The following is a 19022-nucleotide window of genomic DNA, read 5'->3' as shown; positions in this document are numbered from 1 at the left end:
CGATGGCGCTGGCTTTGGGGGTGGATACCGGTGGAACTTACACCGATGCGGTGCTGATCAGGGATGAGCGTGAGGTGATCGCCTCGGCCAAGTCCCTGACCACACGGGCAGATCTGGCGATTGGTGTGGGTAAGGCGATTCAGGCGGTTCTGGATTCGGCGCAGGTGACGCCGGGGCAGATTTCGATGGCGTCCTTGTCGACTACACTGGCCACAAATGCGCTGGTCGAAGGGCAGGGCGGTCGTGTTGCCTTGATCTATATCGGGTTCAAGGATGGTGATCTGGATAAGCACGGATTGCACGATGCGCTGAAGGGTGATCCGGCGCTGGTAATCTCGGGTGGTCACACGCATGCCGGAGGCGAGGCTATGCCGTTGGATGTGGCAGCGTTGGAAGGCTTTTTAGACTGTCATAAAGGCATATCGGGCTTTGCGGTGGCGTCTCAGTTCGCCACGCGCAATCCGGCACATGAACTTGAGGCGGCGCGGATCATCACCGCCGGAACCGGCGCACCGGTGACATGTTCGCATCATTTGTCAGCCAAGCTGAATGGCCCGAAGCGGGCGGTGACGGCAGTGCTGAACGCCCGGCTGATCGGGATGATCGATCGGTTGATCGGACGCGCGCAGGATCAGTTGCTGGAACTGGGCATCAACGCGCCGATGATGGTGGTGCGTGGCGACGGTGCGCTGATGAGCGCCGAACAGGCGCGGGAACGGCCGATTGAGACAATCCTAAGCGGGCCAGCCGCATCAATCGTCGGTGCCAGCTGGTTGACCGGGGTTGAGAATGCTCTGGTGTCGGATATCGGCGGGACGACCACGGATGTGGCGCTGATCCGCGATGGAAAGCCTGCCATTGATCCGGCAGGCGCGCAGGTTGGCGGTTTCCGCACCATGGTCGAGGCTGTTGCGATGCGCACACATGGTCTGGGTGGTGACAGTCAGGTGCATGTGGTGACCGAAGGGTTGGGCGGCGGCGTGTTTCTGGGGCCACGGCGGGTTTTGCCCGTGTCCCTAATCGCCTATGAGGCTCCAGACGTCGTCCACACGGTTCTGGATGCACAGCTGCGGTCCACAACTGTGGGCGAGCATGACACCCGGTTTGCGCGACGGGTCCCGGGCATCCACGCCGAAGGTCTAAGCGCGCGCGAAGAAACATTGATCGAGCGATTGGGCGATCAGGTCATGCCGCTGAGTGACTTGTTGCGCACCCGTATGGAGAACGGTGCCCTGACACGTCTGGTGGATCGCGGGATCGTTCAGGTCTCGGGTGTGACACCGTCAGATGCCAGCCATGTGTTGGGCCGATTGGACGCGTGGGATGCGGAAGCGGCCCGCAAGGCGTTGGAAATTGTGGCGCGCAAACGTGTGGGAACCGGCGATATGTTGGCTGGATCACCGGAACAACTGGCGCAAATGATCGTAAATCAGTTGACAGAACAGACTGCTTTGACCTTGTTAGAGACTGCTTTTGCAGAAGAGGTTGAAGATTTTGGAGTACCGTGTGCCGATCTTGCCCGCCACGTTCTGACGCAAAAAGGGTTGTCCCGTCACCGCGGACTTTTGGCGCTGGATACTGCGTTGAATGTCGATGTGGTGGGGCTTGGCGCCTCGGCCCCCAGCTATTACCCGGCGGTTGGGGAACGGTTGCATGCCCGTATGATCCTGCCGGAACACGCGGGTGTAGCCAATGCCATCGGTGCGGTAGTTGGGCGGCTGACCCTGCGTCGGTCAGGAACGGTGACATCCCCGTCCGAGGGGCGGTTCAGAGTGCATCTTGAAGACGGGCCGCAGGATTTCACCGAATCCGACAAGGCGCTGGACCTACTTGAATCGGTGCTGCGGGACGAAGCCGAGGGCGCTGTGCGTCAGGCCGGGGCCGCGGACATCCGGGTCGTGGTTGACCGGGACATCCGCACCGCCCGTATCGAGGCGCAAGACGTTTTCGTCGAAGCGATGGTCACCGTCGAGGCCAGTGGCCGGCCCCGCGTGGCGTCAGGATAGCCCCTCACGGGGCTACCCGTGCTATTCCGCGGCGTCGCGCTTGGGCAGAACCCATCCAGCGCGCGGGAAGTGGCAGGTATAGCCATTTGGAATACGCTCAAGGTAGTCCTGATGCTCGGGTTCAGCTTCCCAGAAATCGCTTACGGGTTCGACCTCGGTCACCACTTTTCCGGGCCACAGGCCGCTGGCATTCACATCGGCGATTGTGTCCAGAGCCACTTGTTTCTGGTCATCACCTACATAGTAAATGGCCGAGCGATAGCTCATCCCACGGTCATTGCCCTGACGATTCGGCGTGGTCGGATCGTGGATTTGGAAGAAGAACTCCAGCAATTCGCGGTAGGTTATTTTGGCGGGATCAAAAAAGATCTCGATCCCTTCGGCATGGGTTCCGTGATTGCGATACGTGGCATTGGGTACGTCACCGCCGGTATAGCCGACGCGCGTGCGCGACACGCCCGGCAGCTTGCGGATCAGGTCCTGCATGCCCCAGAAACAACCCCCGGCAAGAACGGCACGATGTTCTGTCATTCGATTTCCTCCACGTGGATCAGGTATTCGCCATAGCCTTCGGCCTCCATCTCATCGCGATGTATGAACCGCAGGGCGGCGGAGTTGATACAATAGCGCAGTCCGCCATGTTCCCGCGGGCCATCCGGGAACACATGCCCCAGATGACTATCGCCGTGTTTCGAGCGGACTTCTGTGCGGATCATACCATGGGTGGCATCATGGAATTCTTCCACATGCTCATGGATGATGGGTTTGGTAAAACTGGGCCAGCCACAGCCGGATTCGTACTTGTGGGTCGAGGCGAACAGCGGTTCGCCCGAGACAATGTCCACATAGATACCTGGATCCTTGTTGCTCAGGTACTTGCCGGTGCCCGGACGTTCGGTCCCGCTGCGCTGCGTTACGTGAAACTCTTCGGGCGACAGGGCGGCGATGGCCTCGGGGTCTTTGGTATATCGGGTCATGGCTCCTCCGGTCATTATTCTTGGGGCATAATCTGGGGGCACGGGCACGGAAATCAAAGCCCTATTTCAATAGCCTCGCGCAGTCGTGCGAGTGATCTGCGATGGGATTGGATGCGTATTTATAACAAAGAGAGGTCAAGTTATGCTCAGAATTGTACTCTTGACGGTATTGATCCTGGTCGGCCGCGTGGTGCAGGCGGCACCACTGGTAGGCGAATTCGAGTCAATAGACGGGGGAACCTTGTCAGTTGAAGACTGGAGAGGCCAACCTGTTCTAGTGGTGAATACTGCTTCGAATTGTGGGTTTACTGGGCAATATTCGGCTCTTCAAAAGGTATATGAAACTTATTCAGATCAGGGCCTTGTAATTTTGGCGGTGCCGTCGGACTCGTTCAACCAAGAACTGGATTCGGCTGAGGATGTCCGGGAATTCTGCGAGTTGAACTATGATCTGACCTTGCCAATGACAGATATCACCCCTGTCAACGGCGCAGACGCGCATCCCTTTTATAAAGCTGTCGCAGCGCAGACCGGGTTCGTCCCCAGATGGAACTTCAATAAAATCCTGCTCGATCCCAAAGGGGTGGTCGTCGCGACCTATGGTGCGAACGTGAAACCGGATTCGCCCAAGCTTTTGCGTCAAGTCGAAGCCTTATTGCCCTGAGCAGGTTGCCGCGACAGTTGAACGGCCAAGATGCCCAGTGTGGTAATTCCAACTCCTAATGCATCCAGCGGGCCCAGTTTTTCACCCAAAAGAAGGGCCGCAATGGTGACACCGAAGACAGGGTTGAGGAAATGGAAGGTTGCCGCCCGGGTGGCACCGATCCGGTCCAGCAGCAGTACCCAGATCAGCGTCGCCAGCAGGCCGGGGAACAAGGTGGTATAGGTAAATGCCAGCGCTAGGGGCGCGGTCGGGTGGATAAAGATCGTCTCGAACATCGGAGCGGCGACGAACAGCACAGCAGAGCCCACCAGCATCTGCAGCCCAACTACCATCATGAAATTGCCGCCCGATGTGGCACCGCGGATGGTTAGCGTGGCAAAGGTCAGCGCCAAGGCCCCGATGCAGCACAAAGCCACGCCAAACAAGTCGACGCCGCCGCCGATGCGGGTGCTCATGATCAGGGCGACGCCAGCAAACCCGGCAATCAAGCCCAATACTGCAACCGGGCGCAGCCTTTCACCAAGAAACAGCCACCCGGCCAAAGCCACCAACAGCGGCATGGTCGATGCGATGATGGCCGCAAGCGAAGCCTCGACCGTCTGCATTGCATAGAAGTTCAGACCCAAATAAAGGGCATTTTGGCAAATTCCGAACAGGATCGTCGCGCGCCACTGAGGGCGAGTCAGGTGCCAGTTTTGCCCCATCGCCCGCGCTATGGCGACGCCCAGCAGGCCCGATATCAAGAATCGTAGTGCCAGTGAAAACAAAGGCGACGCGTCGGTGACAATGATCCGCGCCGAGGTAAAGGCCGATGACCAGATGAAGGCAAAAACCAGCCCCATGGTGATGGCGCGCAGATCCATTGGGCATCCCCTTGTCAGAACGCTGGGACTGTTTCTGAATTTCCAACAGGCCGCAAGCGCCTCTTGTCAAAAAGCCACACATGTGGGGCAACGGCACATATTGCGACGTTTTTGTTGATTGACTAGCCAATTAAAGATATTTCCCCGAAATCTGACCAAACAAGGGAGGTTTGTCAGTGCTTCTGGAGTACATTCTGTCTTTTGGCGTCCTACTGGCTTTGGGCCTGGTCGCTTTCTTTGTAGTGAAATGGTGGAACCTGCGCTGCGTCGGCGTGACGCCAGTCCATCTGTTCACCTTCATCGCGATCCTGTTCACATCCGGACTGGATGTTGGCCTGATCATGTTCCCGCTGACTGAGTTCGGCGGCTATGCCGAAGACCCGGCCTATGCCTTTGCCAACCCGCTGGCGATCGAGTTCGGGTTCTGGGGTTTTCTGATCTGGGCCTTCTACTTCCTGACCGCGTTCTATTTCTGCGTGATCGAACCGCGTGTAAAGTTCTTTGAGATCCCGCTGGTCAAGTTGATCAACAACGTGGTCATCATCGGAACCTGCGCCTTTACCGCCAGCTTGTTCCTGATCTACCTGCCCGGCTACCTGCCCGAGGTCGGAGACGGCGAATCCGTAGTCACCACTTTCTATGTCATCGTGTTTGTGGTCATTCTGGCGGCGGCCTATTCGTCGACAGACCTGAAATACGTGCGCATTCTGTCCGTTGGCTCGACCTTCCTGTTCTTGGCGCTGATCCTCGGCATGTGGGTTGCGGCTGGCATGGGCTTTAGTGGCTTCGCGGAAACCGGCAGCAATATCGGTGCTTACTTCGCCAATCTGCACAAGTTCGTCCTGCCGCTGACCGACTATCACGCCTTCTACCTGTTCTGGTGGTTTGCGTGGTCGATCATGATTGGCCAGTTCACCTCGCGCTTTGTGGGTGGGTTGAAGACCTGGCAATTGCTGGCGGCGCTGCTGATCTTTCCGTCGATCCCATTGGCGATCTGGTTCACCGTTCTCTACTACTACCACCTGAACGGTATCAGCACTGCAGGCATCACCAACATCGCGATGGTGATTGTGGGCGTGACCTTTGTGATCAACTCGCTGGACTCGCTGATCCGTCTGTACACCGACAACCTGAACATGACAGTCGAGCGGTTTGGAAAGGCGATCTATGTGGGCGGCAACGTCGCATTGCTGTTCGTCCTGACCCTCCTGTTCCAGAGCCAGTGGCTGCAGATCCAGTGGATCGGCGCCGTGGTTGTCGGCCTCTACCTGGCCTGCGTGGTCTATATTCTTATCACCAAGCGCAAAGAGGTGCTGAGCATCGACTCGATGCCGGAAGACCGCGATCTGGATTTCCACAAAGTTGAGACGGTTCACTGATCCGTTTCGAAACCGCAATCTGAAGACGGGCGCCCATCGTGGCGCCCGTTTTTCGTTTCGACACAGAGTTGGAATTGGTCCCTGTTGAGCTACGTTTTACACGAAGATGATGAGGCCATTCATGCTGGAAGAAAAACGCAAAGACCTGGATTCGGAAAAGCAGAAGAAACTGCTGTTTCGGCTTGTTGACGAACTCAGCCGGTCTTCGCCGGATCTGTACTATCGCTCGACCAGTGAAATTGCCGCGTATCTCGAGGCATACATTCGCAGAGGGGCAAAACTGTCTGCTGATGACAGGGCTTTGATGACCCGCCTCAACCGCCGCGATTTGGAAGTGCTGCTAAGCCTGCACTGAGGCAAAGAAAAAGGGCCCCCAATCGGCGGCCCTCAATCGCTTGTCCGTATAGACTGGGATCAGCCGTTCACGCTGTCTTTCAGAGCCTTCGCGATGGTCATCTTGACCACCTTGTCGGCCTCTTTCTTGAACTGCTCGCCGGTGGCGGGGTTGCGCACCATGCGCTCGGGGCGCTCGCGGCAGTAGATTTTGCCAACGCCGGGCAGGGTTACCGCACCACCAGCAGACACTTCGCGGGTGATCAGGCCGGTCACGGCCTCCAGCGCCGCGTTTGCAGCTTTCTTGTCGGTTCCCATTTCCTCAGCGAGAGCAGCAACCAGCTGAGTCTTTGTCATAGGCTTTGCCATTTCTTGGTCTCCTTAACGTGCCCGATAAATAGGGCCTCACCGCGTAACTGTAACGGGATATTGTGGGCGAACACAACGAATAGTAGCGCCGAAAACCCTAAAAATAGGGGGATTTCGTTGCTTTTTTGCTTCAGAGGAAGGCCGTTTCGTCAAATGAACGCAATTTCCGGCTGTGCAGGCGCTCTAACGGCATGCCGCGCAGGTGTTCCATCGCGCGGATTCCGATCGCCAGATGACGGCTGACCTGAGTGGTATAGAACGCAGAAGCCATGCCGGGAAGCTTTAATTCACCGTGCAGCGGTTTGTCGGACACGCATAACAATGTGCCATAGGGAACCCGGAACCGATAGCCGTTGGCGGCGATGGTCGCGCTTTCCATATCGAGCGCGATCGCGCGGGATTGGCTGAGGCGTTGGACCGGCCCGGATTGATCCCGCAATTCCCAGTTGCGGTTGTCGACCGAGGCAACGGTGCCGGTCCGCATGATCCGCTTGAGCTCGTACCCTTCCAGTTCGGTAACCTCGGCCACGGCGCGCTCCAACGCGACCTGAACCTCGGCCAGGGGCGGGATCGGAACCCAGACGGGCAGGTCATCGTCCAGCACCTTATCTTCGCGCAGATAGGCGTGGGCCAGCACGAAATCTCCCAGTGCCTGCGTGTTCCGCAACCCGGCGCAATGGCCGAGCATCAGCCAGGCGTGCGGACGCAGGACGGCGATATGGTCGGTCGCAGTTTTGGCGTTCGACGGCCCCACTCCGATATTGACCAATGTAATCCCGGACCCATCCGCGCGTTTGAGGTGATAGGTCGGCATCTGAGGCAGCTTCAGCGGTCGTTCCAATGTACCATCCGGTGCCGTGATCTCGACATTTCCGGTTGAGACAAAGCTGGTATAGCCGCTTTCCGGATCGGCCAGTTGCACCCGGGCGTAGTTTTCGAACTCGGACACATAGAACTGGTAGTTGGTGAACAGCACGTGGTTCTGGAAATGGCTGGGATCGGTTGCCGTGTAATGCGCCAACCTCGCCAGCGAGTAATCCACCCGTTGAGCGGTAAACAGGGCAAGCGGGCCGTGATCCCCTTCGTGGTCATGAACGCCGTTGACGATGTCATCATTGGTGGTGGTCAGGTCCGGGACGTCGAACACATCGCGCAGCGTAAATCCAGCCGCCCCTTGATGTGGGACCACTAGGTCAGGATTATTGGCAACGGCAAAATGCACAGGGATTGGCGTGTCCGACGCGCCAATGGACACAGGTTGGCCATGGTTGCGGATCAAAAGTGCGATCTGCTGTGTCAGGTAAGAGCGGAACAAATCAGGCCGCGTCACCGTGGTCGCATGAGTGCCGGGTTCTGAGACATGACCAAAGCTAAGCCGACTGTCAACCTGCGCATAGGTTGCGGTTTTAATGCGAATTTCCGGGTAATAGGCTCTGAATCGTTCGGTTGGTGCGTCTCCGTCTATTGCCTTGGCAAAACTGTCACAGAGGAACTGGGTCGCCTGATCGTAAATCTGTTCCAGACGGGCCACTGCCGCCGCGGGATCGGTGAACTTCTCGGGCGTTGGGACGTCGGGTGTTCTGATTATTGTCATGCAAGGGGTTCCAGAAGGTCGATCTTTTCAAAGGTTCGTACGTCCACCAGCCCTAGATCTGAAATCCGCAACTCGGGTATCACGACCAAAGCCAGCAGCGTGTGCTGCATATACGCGTTGTTCAACTGGCAGCCGCAGGCCTGCATCGCAGCGACCATCTGATCCGCTTTTGCCGCCACTTCGGTTGCCGGACTGTCCGACATCAGGCCCGCAATGGGTAGTTCCACCAACGCCAGTTCCTCACCATCGCGGAAAATGGTGATGCCGCCACCTACCTCGGCCAGGCGGTTCGCGGCCAAAGCCATCTGTTCGCGATCGGTGCCAACAACAATCATATGGTGACTGTCATGAGCTACGGTCGAAGCCATCGCCATTTTGCCCTGATAGCCGAAGCCTGAGACAAAGGCGTTCGTAACCCCTCCGGTGGCGCGGTGGCGTTCGACCAGCGCGATCTGGCAAACCTCGCCTTCGCCTTCAACCAACCCGCCAATGATCGGCAGTTCGGATTTCAGCGCTTTAGTCGGGGCCTGGTTTTCCACAACGCCGATTACATTGGCCTGCACGCGATTGGCGCCAGCGGGCGCTTGGATTTCGAAATCCACACTGGTCAGCGTGTGGCCCAGATGTACAGTGTTGCGCGCAGCCTCTGGCCAGTTCAAATGCGGGCAATTCACGCTAATTTTACCCTCTTCTGCAACAACTTGACCGCGGGCGATAACCATCTCAATGGGCAGATTCGTCAGGTCTGAACTGAGGATAACGTCCGCCCGACGCCCCGGCGTGATCGAACCGATCTCTCGCTCCAGCCCAAAGTGAGTGGCGGTGTTGATCGTTGCCATCTGTAGGGCCACCAGCGGATCGCAGCCACAGGCAATCGCGTGGCGCACGACACGGTTCATGTGCCCTTCATTGACCAGGGTGCCGGAATGGCAGTCATCGGTACAAAGAATGAAATTGCGCGGATCCAATCCTTTTTCGGTGACGGCGGTGATCTGGCTTTCGACATCATACCAGGCCGAGCCCAGCCGCATCATCGACCGCATCCCCTGCCGCACGCGGGAAATGGCGTCGGCCTCGCAGGTGCCTTCGTGATCATCCGCTGGCCCGCCGGCCACATATGCCGCGAAATTAGACCCTAAATCAGGCGAGGCGTAATGCCCGCCAACCGTTTTGCCAGCCCGCTGGGTCGCCGCGATTTCAGCCAGCATCTTGGGATCGCCGTGAATTACACCCGGGAAATTCATCATCTCACCCAGTCCGATAATGCCCGGCCAGCTCATTGCCTCGGCCACGTCCTCGGCCGTGATTTCATACCCGGTGGTCTCAAGCCCCGGTGCCGATGGCGCGCAGGAGGGCATTTGGGTGAAGATGTTCACCGGCTGCATCAGCGCCTCGTCATGCATCATTCGCACGCCGTCCAAACCCAGTACATTCGCGATTTCATGCGGGTCGGTGAACATCGAAGTGGTGCCATGCGGTATCACCGCGCGGGCGAACTCGGCCGGAGTCAGCATGCCCGATTCGATATGCATATGGGCGTCGCAGAGGCCCGGCAGCATGTATCGGCCACGTGCTTCGATGATCTTGGTGTCCGTGCCAACGCAATGCGACGCGTCGGGTCCTACAAATGCGATGCGCCCGGCTGCGATGGCGATGTCATGATCGGGCAGGATTTCGCGGCTGTGCACATTTACCCAGATGCCACCGCGAATGACCAAATCCGCAGCCTCTCGCCCAGCGGCTACGGCAATCAAACGAGGGGCGACATCGGGCCAGCTTGGGAAGGGTGTGTACTCCATGGCTCAACTTTCCCGAATGCTGAGAAAGGTTCAACCCCCACCGAACAGATGTCATGAAACCATCACGCAGTGCGATAGCGCTGCTGGGCCCAACCAGAGGAAGTGTCGCGTAGCGGCAATGACGATGGGCGGGAGCCCCTCAGTCAGTGCTGTTCGTCCGCCTCCATCTCGCGGCGCAGCCAGTCTGCAAAGACCAGCGCCCCCGGGGTTTCTTCAGCCTGCGGTGACAGCAATAGATAATAAGCTTCGGGCATTGGCGCGCGATGGGCAAAGGGTGCAACCAGTCGCCCCTGTTCAATCAGACCTTGAGCTATTGTGTCATGGGTTAGGCACAAGCCTCCACCCGCCATCGCGACCGACAGACTGACCAGATAAGTTGTTGAGTAGGTGATCGGTGGATTTTGCCAGGTTAGAGCCTGCTCTTCTGCCCAATTGGCCCAGTTGGACAGCAAATTCGAACAATCGAAAAGTGGTTGATTTTGCAGCGTGTCCAGAGTCACTTCATATCCCGGCGTGCAAACTGGGTAATAGTGATCGGTCCGCAGCAATTCCGTTCGCACCGTATCTGAGGGGCGCAGGGAATAGCGGATTTCCACGGCGGCCCCTTCGGCCATTTCCCGTGGCTCCCACAATTCGGTAAAAATGTTCAGCTGGATCTCAGGGTGTTCTGACCGAAATCGCGGCAGACGCGGGGCCAGCCAGTTGACGGCAAAAGTGATGTTGCTTTGCACCTGAACCGCGTTTTGCTGCGCGCCTGTGACGGCTTGCGTGCCGCGCACTAGAGTTCGAAACGCCTCGCGCACCACCGGCAGATAGGTAATCCCGGCCTCGGTCAGTTCCAACGCCCGTGGGCGGCGTAGAAACAGAGGCTGACCCAGATAACCCTCCAGCGATTTGATCTGCTGGCTGACCGCGCTTTGGGTCATGTTCAGGTCGCGGGCCGCACCGGTAAAGGACAGATGTCGGGCTGCGGCCTCGAACGTGCGTAACCACCCCAGTGGAGGAAGTTGTTTCTGCATTTGCATAACTCTACCATTAGTTCAGCTTATGGATTAGGTCAGAATTTTTCGTTGGTCAAATTTGTGCATCAAAGGCAGGCTTTTCCGCAGTTCTAGCCACCCTATCGGAGCCTGCTATGACCGTCACAAACCTGCGCCCCAATATCGACCATTGGGCGGACCGCGTGGACCTTGCCGCCACCTTCCGCTGGGCCGAACGTTTGAACATGCACGAAGGTGTCGCCAATCATTTCAGCCTGGCGGTGAATGAAGATGGCACGCAGTTTCTGATGAACCCCAACCAGATGCACTTTGCGCGCATCAAAGCCTCGAATCTGTTGCTGCTGGATGCCAATGACCCGAATGTCATGTCCCAACCCGGTGCGCCCGATCCAACAGCCTGGGGGTTGCATGGGTCGATCCATCGCCATTGCCGGCATGCACGCTGCGTGATGCACGTGCATTCGATTTTTGCCACTGTGCTGGCCTCGCTGGCCGATAGCTCCCTGCCGCCGATTGATCAAAATACGGCCACTTTTTATAACCGCTATGTGGTGGATAACGAATTTGGCGGGCTGGCCTTTGAAAGCGAAGGTGAGCGCTGTGCGTCGATGCTGTCGGATCCGAAGAAGAAGGTCATGATCATGGGCAACCATGGCGTGTTGGTGATCGGAAGCGATCCGGCGGATGCTTTCAACAGGCTGTATTATTTCGAACGCGCAGCCGAGACCTATATTCGCGCGCTGCAAACCGGTCAGCCTTTGCGCGTGCTGTCGGATGAGGTCGCCGAGAAGACGGCGCAAGAATTGGACGATTATCCCGATCAGGCCGAGGCGCATCTGCGTGAAATCAAATCCCTGCTGGATGCCGATGGCTCTGACTACGCCACATAAAGGGTGACGCAATGACTGATATCACTCAGGACCCCGAAGCCGCCCGCTGGAATTACCATCCGGAAGGGCCAGTGGGATTGAACCCGCTGTTCAGCTGGCCACCTCGCCCCGGTGCCGTGTTGAAATGGTATAGCGGCGCCTGGTTGCAGATAACGTCGCTGACGTTGTGCCTGCTCTTGGCGGTCACAGCTTATGTCTTTTTCTTTCCATCGCTGGAAACGATGAAGAGTTTTGCGCCCGGCTGGATGTTTCGCATCTGGTTGCTGAACATGGTGCCTCAGATCCTTGTTGCGGGCAGCCTGCATTGGTGGCTTTACATGCGCAAAGGGCAGGGCATGTACAAGAAATTCGACCGCCGCGACCTGACCCGCAGCAACGGCACGTTCACCTTTCGCAATCAAGTCTGGGACAATATCTGGTGGACCCTTGGCAGCGCGATGAGTGTGGCGACCGTCTATCAGTGGATCATCTACTGGGCGATGGCGAATGGCAATGTGCCCACCGTGACCTGGGCCAGCGCGCCGGTCTGGTGTGTGGTTTGGCTGGCATTCATTCCGATGTGGTCGGGCCTGCATTTCTATTGGGTGCATCGTTTGGAGCATCACCCCAAGCTGTACAAGCACGTGCATGCTGTGCATCACCGCAACGTCAATACAGGGCCGTGGTCAGGGATTTCCAACCATTGGTTCGAAAATTTCCTGTACTTCACCACTTACTTCATCCATCTGATCGTGCCCTCGCACCCGCTGCACCTGTTGTTCCACGCCTATTTCCAGCAGATCAGCCCGGTCCTGTCGCATTCCGGGTTCGAAAAGCTGCGAGCCCGTGAGACTGACGCCGCCCGCGCCGGGGATTTCTTTCACCAGCTGCACCACCGGTATTTCGAGTGCAACTACGGCACGTCTGAGATTCCGTTCGATAAGTGGTTTGGCACCTATCACGACGGTTCGGCCGAGGCGACAACGCGGACGCGGGCCTTCAAGAAGCAAATGTATACTTGAGAGGTCAGGCCCGCTCGAACAACGCGATCAACGCGGTGTCATCCTTGTTGGGGCCCGCAGCGAGATCGCCATAAATGCGCACCTCTGGCAGGGTCAGATTCAGGATCTGGCCCTGCGCCAGTTTGTGCAGGGTTTCGGCAAAGCCTAGTTTCTCATAGTGTTTCGCGTTGATCGACAGGGCAAACTGTGCGCCGGGGCGAGCGATGCGCAGCAGGGCGGGCAGAGCTTCTGGGCCCAGATGGCCATGGGTGAAGGTGCCCGAGGACACGATGCCCGCGTAGCTGTCGCGCGGGACTGGGATACCCTGATTCAAGTCGGCCTCGATCGCGTCGCGGTAGATATCCTTGCGCATGGCTTGATCCAGCATTTCAGCGCTGATGTCGGTGGCGTCGATCGGCCCGACGCCCAGGCCAGCCAGCACTGCACCGCATAGCCCGGTGCCCGCACCCACATCCAAAACCGGGCCTTGCCCGCCCGCTGCCACAAAGGCGCGAGCTGTATGGATGTGCAACTGGTAATCTTCCAACGCGGCAAAAGACTCATCATAATCCCCGGCCCATTCAGCATAAAGCTGTTTATGTTCTTCGGGTGTTTCCAGGGCGTAGGCGGCATGCAGGTTGGGGGTTTTTTCACTCATAATTAAAAGAAAGGCGCATTGAGGGATTCGAATCAAGTATTCCGGCGCAATTGCTTGCATCCGCCGGGATTGAGGATCATCAAAGGCACCATGACAGGATCTCTTTTTTCGTTCGGCCACGGATATTCGGCGCAAGCCTTGTCCCAGCTACTGAACCCACAAGGGTGGCGCATCGTCGGCACCACGCGCGACCCCGCCCAAGCCCCTACCATTCGCGCATCCGGTGCTGATCCGCTTGTTTGGCCAGGACAAGTGCCGAATCTGGATGGCGTGACGCATCTGCTGATCTCAACCGCTCCAAATGTGGATGGCGATCCGGTGCTGGCTGCCCTGCAGGATGAAATCACCGCGAGGGCTGCGCAGTTTAAATGGGTTGGGTACCTGTCAACCACCGCAGTCTATGGCGATCACCAAGGAGCATGGGTGGACGAAACCACGCCGCCTGCCCCCACAGCCGAACGCGGCAGATGGCGGGTGAAGGCCGAACAGCAGTGGATGAGCATCCCTGAGCTGCCGATCCATATCTTCCGGTTGGCGGGCATCTACGGTCCTGGCCGCGGCCCGTTTTCCAAGCTCAAGCGCGCGGGGATGCGGCGCATCATCAAGCCCGGTCAGGTGTTTTCGCGTATTCATGTTGCGGACATCGCGCAGGTTCTGGCCGCCTCGATGGCCGCGCCCAACTCCGGCGCCATTTATAACGTCTGTGACGATGAACCGGTGCCGCCGCAGGATGTGATCGCCTATGCAGCCGAGTTGCAGGGCCTGCCCCTGCCGCCGGCGGTTCCGTTTGACGAGGCCGATCTGACCCCCATGGCTCGCAGTTTTTATAACGAGAACAAGCGGGTCAGAAATGACCGGATTAAGGGCGAACTCGGTGTGAACCTGCTCTATCCCGACTACCGCAAGGGGTTGGAGGCCCTGACGAAAGACGCTTGACGCTCAGCTTGCGGCTTTGATCAGGTCGGCGGCCTTTTCGGCAATCATGATGGTGGGCGCATTGGTATTGCCCGACACCAGCGTCGGCATGACCGAGGCGTCGACCACACGCAGCGCTTTAATCCCGTGCACGCGCAATTCCGGGTCGACCACGGCCATGTCATCCACTCCCATTTTGCAGGTTCCGACCGGGTGATAGATCGTGTCGGCTCGGTTGCGGATGTGATGTTCCCAATCGGCGTCGGTTTGGGCTGTTTCGGTTCCAAACATTTCTTTGTGCCGGTATTTCTCCAGCGCCGGGGCCTGAACGATGTCGCGTGTCATCCGCGCGCCCTTGATCAGTGTTTCCAGATCGCGGTCGTCAGACAGGAAAGCCGGATCAATGGCAGGCGCAGCGAATGGGTCGGCGGAGTGCAGCCCCACTGTGCCCCGGCTTTCGGGGCGCAGTTTGCATACATGGCAGGTAAAGCCATGCCCGTAATGCAGCTTGCGGGCGTGGTCGTCGACCAAGGCGATGGTGAAATGCAGCTGAATATCGGGCCGGTCCAAATCGGGTGAGGTTTTCAGAAAGGCTGCCCCTTCAGCAAACGGTGTGGCCGCCATGGATACACCGGTCTTGCGCCAACGATGCAGATGCCGCAGCAGGTTGACTGATGCGGTCGCCCCGATCCCGAAATTGTCGGTGTCTTTTGTCTTATAGGACAGGATGAAATCCAGATGGTCCTGCAGGTTCCGGCCAACTCCGGGCAGGTTGTGACGCACTGCAATCCCGTGCCGGGCAAGGTCTGCGCCAGCCCCGATCCCCGACACTTGTAGCAGTTGTGGAGATTTGAGCGCTCCGGCGCAGATCAGCACTTCGCGTCGGGCCGTGACCGCGATGTCCGGTCCTTTGCCCTTTTTTTTATAAATTACGCCTGTTACGCGGTTGCCGTCGAATGTCAGTCCTTTTGCCAATGCATGGGTGATGATCTTCAGGTTCGGGCGGTCCATCACTGGAAAGACATAGGCTGCGGCTGCTGAACAGCGCTCGCCATTTCGGGCCGAATCGTGAAACTGGGTTACTTGATACAGGCCGACCCCTTCATTGTCGCCTCGGTTGAAGTCATCGGTGCGGCGGTGCTGCATCTGTTCAGCGGCCCGAATAAAGGCATGCGTGATCGGGCGCGGCTCTTTTTGGTGTGAGACCTGAAGGGGGCCACTGTCACCATGCAGGTCGTCAGCACCATCCTCATTATTCTCGGACCGTTTGAAATAGGGCAGGACGCTGTCCCAATCCCAGCCGGTACAGCCCAGATCGGACCAGCCATCATAATCCTGACGTTGCCCGCGTATATAAAGCATTGCGTTGATCGCACTGGACCCACCCAGCGCCTTACCGCGCGGTTGATACCCTCGACGCCCGTTCAACCCCGGCTGCGGCACGGTCTCTAGCGCCCAATTGTTGATCCTGGGTCGCCCGGGCAGTGCAGCCACCACCGCCGAGGGCATCCGGACGAATATGCTGTCTCCCCGCCCTCCGGCCTCAAGCAGGCAAACGCGCGTGTCAGGGTCCGCGCTAAGACGATTGGCCAGGACTGATCCCGCAGACCCGCCGCCAACGATGACATAGTCGAATTCCATTCCCGAATCTCTCTGTCCTGGATCGGGTATGGCTATCCCCGCATCCTTCCTTGGGTCTGACTGTGGCTGAGCGATAGAAAAAAACAATTGGCGCGACCAGGATGTGACCCGAGGTTATCTCTCAATTCAAATATCGAATGGGCAGGCGGTAGAGAGAAATGAACTAATAATAATTTTCCCCTATCATAATCATCACTAAACAAAACTTTTATGAATTGCTTTGATTTGCTACTCCTGGCGGCGACAAGACGAAAGAGTCGCCAATACCCATTGATCATGAAAACGTATCCTTGAGGGCGCGTTAAAGGTGGATAAAGGTGTCATCTGCAACAGCTCTTGATCGACCAAGTTTGACCCGCGCGAACCTGCCGGAAATTAGCCAGGAATGGAGATCGATATGGACGGAAGTGATAACCCCAAAACGGGCGGATGCCCGGTTATGCATGGCGCCGGAACCCGGTCAAATCGGGATTGGTGGCCCAACCAACTGAAACTGTCGATCCTGCATCAGAACGCGCCGGCTTCGAATCCTTTGGGTGAGCAATTCAACTATGCTGAAGAGTTCAAGAAGCTGGACCTGCAGGCGGTTAAAGAAGACCTCTATGCCTTGATGACGGATTCTCAGGATTGGTGGCCGGCGGACTATGGCCATTACGGCGGCTTTTTTATCCGTATGACATGGCACGCTGCAGGAACCTATCGGACTGCGGACGGGCGCGGCGGCGGCGGCACCGGGAACCAGCGTTTCGCGCCGCTCAATAGCTGGCCGGACAACGGCAACCTGGACAAAGCGCGCCGTCTGCTCTGGCCGATAAAACAGAAATACGGCAACCAAATCTCTTGGGCTGACCTTATCATCTTGGCGGGGAACTGCGCCATTGAGTCGATGGGAGGCAAAACCTTTGGTTTCGCCGGTGGTCGCGAAGATATCTGGGCACCGGAAGAAGACATCTACTGGGGTTCCGAGACCGAATGGCTGGCACCGACTGAGAACCCGCACAGCCGCTATTCTGGTGAACGCGATCTGGAAAACCCGCTGGCGGCTGTTCAGATGGGCCTGATCTATGTAAATCCGGAAGGCCCCGATGGCCAACCCGACGTTCTAGCCTCGGGCCGTGATATCCGTGACACATTTGCCCGGATGGCGATGAATGATGAAGAAACCGTTGCCCTAGTTGCCGGTGGCCACACCTTCGGCAAAGCGCACGGTGCCGGTGATCCAGATTTGGTTGGTCCCGAACCTGAATCGGCCCCGATCGAAGAGATGGGTTTTGGTTGGATCAACAAGTTCGGTAGCGGCAAGGGCGACGATACCACCACCAGTGGCATCGAGGGCGCGTGGACAGCAAATCCGATCAAATGGGACAACGGCTATTTCGACCTGCTGTTCGGCTACGACTGGAACCTGACGAAAAGCCCCGCAGGCGCATGGATCTGGGAGCCGGTGAACGTCAAAGAAGAAGACATGGCCCCGGCAGCGCATGATCCATCGAAAAAGGTCAAGACCATGATGACCACCGCTGACATGGCGATGCGCATGGATCCGATCTATGGCCCGATCTCGAAACGTTTCCACGAAAACCCTGAAGAATTCGCCGATGCCTTTGCCCGCGCCTGGTTCAAACTGACCCACCGCGACATGGGCCCGCGCTCGCGCTATCTGGGATCGGAAGTGCCCAGCGAGGAACTGCTGTGGCAGGACAACGTTCCGGCTGTGGATCATGATCTGGTCGAAGACGCGGATGTCGCCGCGCTGAAAGCACAGATCCTTGCAACCGGCCTGTCGGTGTCCGAATTGGTCTCAACCGCATGGGCATCGGCCTCGACCTTCCGTGGTTCGGACATGCGTGGCGGTGCCAATGGTGCCCGCATCCGTCTTGCTCCGCAAAAGAACTGGGCTGTCAACGAACCGTTGAAGCTGTCTAAGGCGCTGGATGCTCTGGAAGGTGTGCAAAAGGCCTTTAACGATGCGCAGTCGGGCAACAAGAAGGTATCGCTGGCCGATATCATCGTTCTGGCAGGTGCCGCGGCGATTGAACAAGCGGCCAAAGCTGGCGGTCAGGATGTCGAGGTTCCCTTTGCGCCGGGCCGCACGGATGCGTCGCAAGAGCAGACGGATATCGAGTCAGTTGGAATGCTTGAGCCTGCGGCGGACGGGTTCCGCAACTATCAGAAGACGGAATATACTGTTTCGCCCGAAGAGCTGCTGATCGACAGAGCTCAGTTGCTGACCCTTTCCGCGCCCGAAATGACCGCACTGGTCGGCGGCTTTCGTGTCCTGGGCGCAAACTTCGACGACAGCAAGCATGGTGTGTTCACCGACCGTGTGGGGACGCTCAGCAATGACTTTTTCACCAACCTCTTGGACATGGGCACCGAATGGAAGCCCGCCGGCAAGGGCGTATATGAAGGCCGCGACCGTGCCAGTGGAGACGTCAAGTGGACCGGAACGCGTGTTGATCTGGTCTTTGGTTCGAACTCGCAGCTGCGGGCACTTGCCGAGGTCTATGGTCAGGCCGACGCCGAAGGAAAATTCGTCTGCGACTTTGTTTCCGCCTGGAATAAGGTGATGAACGCGGATCGCTTCGATCTGAAGTAAACACATGAACATCTCAATTGATCGCCGTCCGAGGAGACTCGGGCGGCGTTTTCTCTGACCCGAGTCACAGGCGTATACCAAGCTTTGGGTACGATTTCGCCCAAAGCGTTTTCCTTCTGCCGATTTCTCCGACTTGCCAGCGGGAAGCCGACGCGAATTATTAGGTTAACCTGTTGTTTTCATTAAGACGAACAAGTTTCTGCCGAGAAAAGTAAAGTTTTTTCAAAATGGGGGTTGCAGGTCCCAGACCTAATCCGTAAATACCCCTTCACCGGCGCTGCTGAGGCGCTGGGACGCGGCGGAAGCGGCGGAGACGCATCGGAGAGACGGTGGGCATCTTGAGTGAGGATTTAG

17 protein-coding genes are annotated in these 19022 nt (G+C 57.7%); 8 read left to right on the top strand and 9 right to left on the bottom strand.

Annotated elements, in window-relative coordinates; translation table 11 throughout:
• Nucleotides 1-2: 2 nt before the first annotated feature.
• Entirely contained in the window at nt 3-2006 is a 2004-nt protein-coding gene (locus tag ACR0DT_RS23340; RefSeq protein ID WP_480713062.1) for a hydantoinase/oxoprolinase family protein, read from the top strand.
• Between the two features lie 21 nt (nt 2007-2027).
• On the opposite strand, the gene msrA is transcribed toward ACR0DT_RS23340, so the two are convergent.
• Nucleotides 2028-2537 (bottom strand): peptide-methionine (S)-S-oxide reductase MsrA, encoded by a 510-nt coding sequence (msrA, locus tag ACR0DT_RS23335; RefSeq protein WP_480713061.1) that lies wholly within the window; start codon nt 2535-2537, stop codon nt 2028-2030.
• Nucleotides 2534-2983: a peptide-methionine (R)-S-oxide reductase MsrB gene (gene msrB, locus ACR0DT_RS23330; protein WP_480713060.1), complete on the bottom strand. Its 450-nt coding sequence runs from the start codon at nt 2981-2983 to the stop codon at nt 2534-2536. The genes msrA and msrB overlap by 4 nt, the downstream gene beginning before the upstream one ends.
• A gap of 142 nt (nt 2984-3125) precedes the next feature.
• On the opposite strand from msrB, the gene ACR0DT_RS23325 reads away from it, so the two are divergent.
• Nucleotides 3126-3647 (top strand): glutathione peroxidase, encoded by a 522-nt coding sequence (locus ACR0DT_RS23325; protein WP_480713059.1) that lies wholly within the window; start codon nt 3126-3128, stop codon nt 3645-3647.
• Here the strand turns inward: ACR0DT_RS23325 and ACR0DT_RS23320 are convergent.
• A complete protein-coding gene (locus ACR0DT_RS23320; protein ID WP_480713058.1) occupies nt 3623-4510 on the bottom strand; it encodes a DMT family transporter in 888 nt (295 codons plus the stop codon). The two genes, ACR0DT_RS23325 and ACR0DT_RS23320, sit on opposite strands and share 25 nt — an antisense overlap.
• A gap of 182 nt (nt 4511-4692) precedes the next feature.
• Here ACR0DT_RS23320 and ACR0DT_RS23315 point away from each other — a divergent pair, with 182 nt between their 5' ends.
• Together ACR0DT_RS23315 and ACR0DT_RS23310 are read left to right on the top strand one after the other, a co-directional pair.
• Entirely contained in the window at nt 4693-5889 is a 1197-nt protein-coding gene (locus tag ACR0DT_RS23315) for a BCCT family transporter (RefSeq protein WP_480713088.1), read from the top strand.
• A 121-nt stretch (nt 5890-6010) separates the two neighbouring features.
• Nucleotides 6011-6244, top strand: a complete 234-nt coding sequence (locus ACR0DT_RS23310; protein WP_480713057.1) for a hypothetical protein — start codon at nt 6011-6013, stop codon at nt 6242-6244.
• 59 nt (nt 6245-6303) lie between these two features.
• On the opposite strand, the gene ACR0DT_RS23305 is transcribed toward ACR0DT_RS23310, so the two are convergent.
• The 4 genes from ACR0DT_RS23305 to ACR0DT_RS23290 all read right to left on the bottom strand — a co-directional run bounded on the left by ACR0DT_RS23305 (nt 6304) and on the right by ACR0DT_RS23290 (nt 11003).
• Nucleotides 6304-6591, bottom strand: a complete 288-nt coding sequence (locus ACR0DT_RS23305) for an HU family DNA-binding protein (protein ID WP_170349467.1) — start codon at nt 6589-6591, stop codon at nt 6304-6306.
• Between the two features lie 130 nt (nt 6592-6721).
• Nucleotides 6722-8185 carry an AMP nucleosidase gene (locus ACR0DT_RS23300; protein WP_480713056.1) on the bottom strand — a complete coding sequence of 488 codons (1464 nt, stop codon included), beginning with the start codon at nt 8183-8185 and terminating at the stop codon, nt 6722-6724.
• Nucleotides 8182-9984 (bottom strand): adenine deaminase, encoded by a 1803-nt coding sequence (gene ade, locus ACR0DT_RS23295; RefSeq protein WP_480713055.1) that lies wholly within the window; start codon nt 9982-9984, stop codon nt 8182-8184. The genes ACR0DT_RS23300 and ade overlap by 4 nt, the downstream gene beginning before the upstream one ends.
• A gap of 143 nt (nt 9985-10127) precedes the next feature.
• Entirely contained in the window at nt 10128-11003 is an 876-nt protein-coding gene (locus tag ACR0DT_RS23290) for a LysR family transcriptional regulator (RefSeq protein WP_480713054.1), read from the bottom strand.
• A 116-nt stretch (nt 11004-11119) separates the two neighbouring features.
• Here ACR0DT_RS23290 and ACR0DT_RS23285 point away from each other — a divergent pair, with 116 nt between their 5' ends.
• Both ACR0DT_RS23285 and ACR0DT_RS23280 read left to right on the top strand, forming a co-directional pair.
• On the top strand, nt 11120-11875 hold the full coding sequence (locus ACR0DT_RS23285; protein ID WP_480713053.1) for a class II aldolase and adducin N-terminal domain-containing protein: 756 nt from the start codon (nt 11120-11122) through the stop codon (nt 11873-11875).
• A gap of 11 nt (nt 11876-11886) precedes the next feature.
• Complete coding sequence (locus tag ACR0DT_RS23280; protein WP_480713052.1) at nt 11887-12876, top strand: sterol desaturase family protein; 990 nt, start codon at nt 11887-11889, stop codon at nt 12874-12876.
• 4 nt (nt 12877-12880) lie between these two features.
• Here ACR0DT_RS23280 and ACR0DT_RS23275 read toward each other — a convergent pair whose 3' ends face one another.
• Entirely contained in the window at nt 12881-13513 is a 633-nt protein-coding gene (locus ACR0DT_RS23275) for a class I SAM-dependent DNA methyltransferase (RefSeq protein WP_480713051.1), read from the bottom strand.
• Nucleotides 13514-13603: 90 nt separating this feature from the next.
• On the opposite strand from ACR0DT_RS23275, the gene ACR0DT_RS23270 reads away from it, so the two are divergent.
• Nucleotides 13604-14449: an SDR family oxidoreductase gene (locus ACR0DT_RS23270; RefSeq protein ID WP_480713050.1), complete on the top strand. Its 846-nt coding sequence runs from the start codon at nt 13604-13606 to the stop codon at nt 14447-14449.
• Between the two features lie 3 nt (nt 14450-14452).
• Here the strand turns inward: ACR0DT_RS23270 and ACR0DT_RS23265 are convergent, their stop codons facing one another.
• Nucleotides 14453-16069 (bottom strand): GMC family oxidoreductase, encoded by a 1617-nt coding sequence (locus tag ACR0DT_RS23265; RefSeq protein ID WP_480713049.1) that lies wholly within the window; start codon nt 16067-16069, stop codon nt 14453-14455.
• 397 nt (nt 16070-16466) lie between these two features.
• Here ACR0DT_RS23265 and katG point away from each other — a divergent pair, with 397 nt between their 5' ends.
• The gene (gene katG, locus ACR0DT_RS23260; RefSeq protein WP_480713048.1) at nt 16467-18668 is read left to right on the top strand and encodes a catalase/peroxidase HPI; all 2202 of its coding nucleotides are present in this window, start codon (nt 16467-16469) and stop codon (nt 18666-18668) included.
• Nucleotides 18669-19022: the final 354 nt, after the last annotated feature.

Source organism: Ruegeria sp. BI11 (genome assembly GCF_056538005.1).
This window is presented reverse-complemented; position numbering and strand designations above follow the sequence as displayed.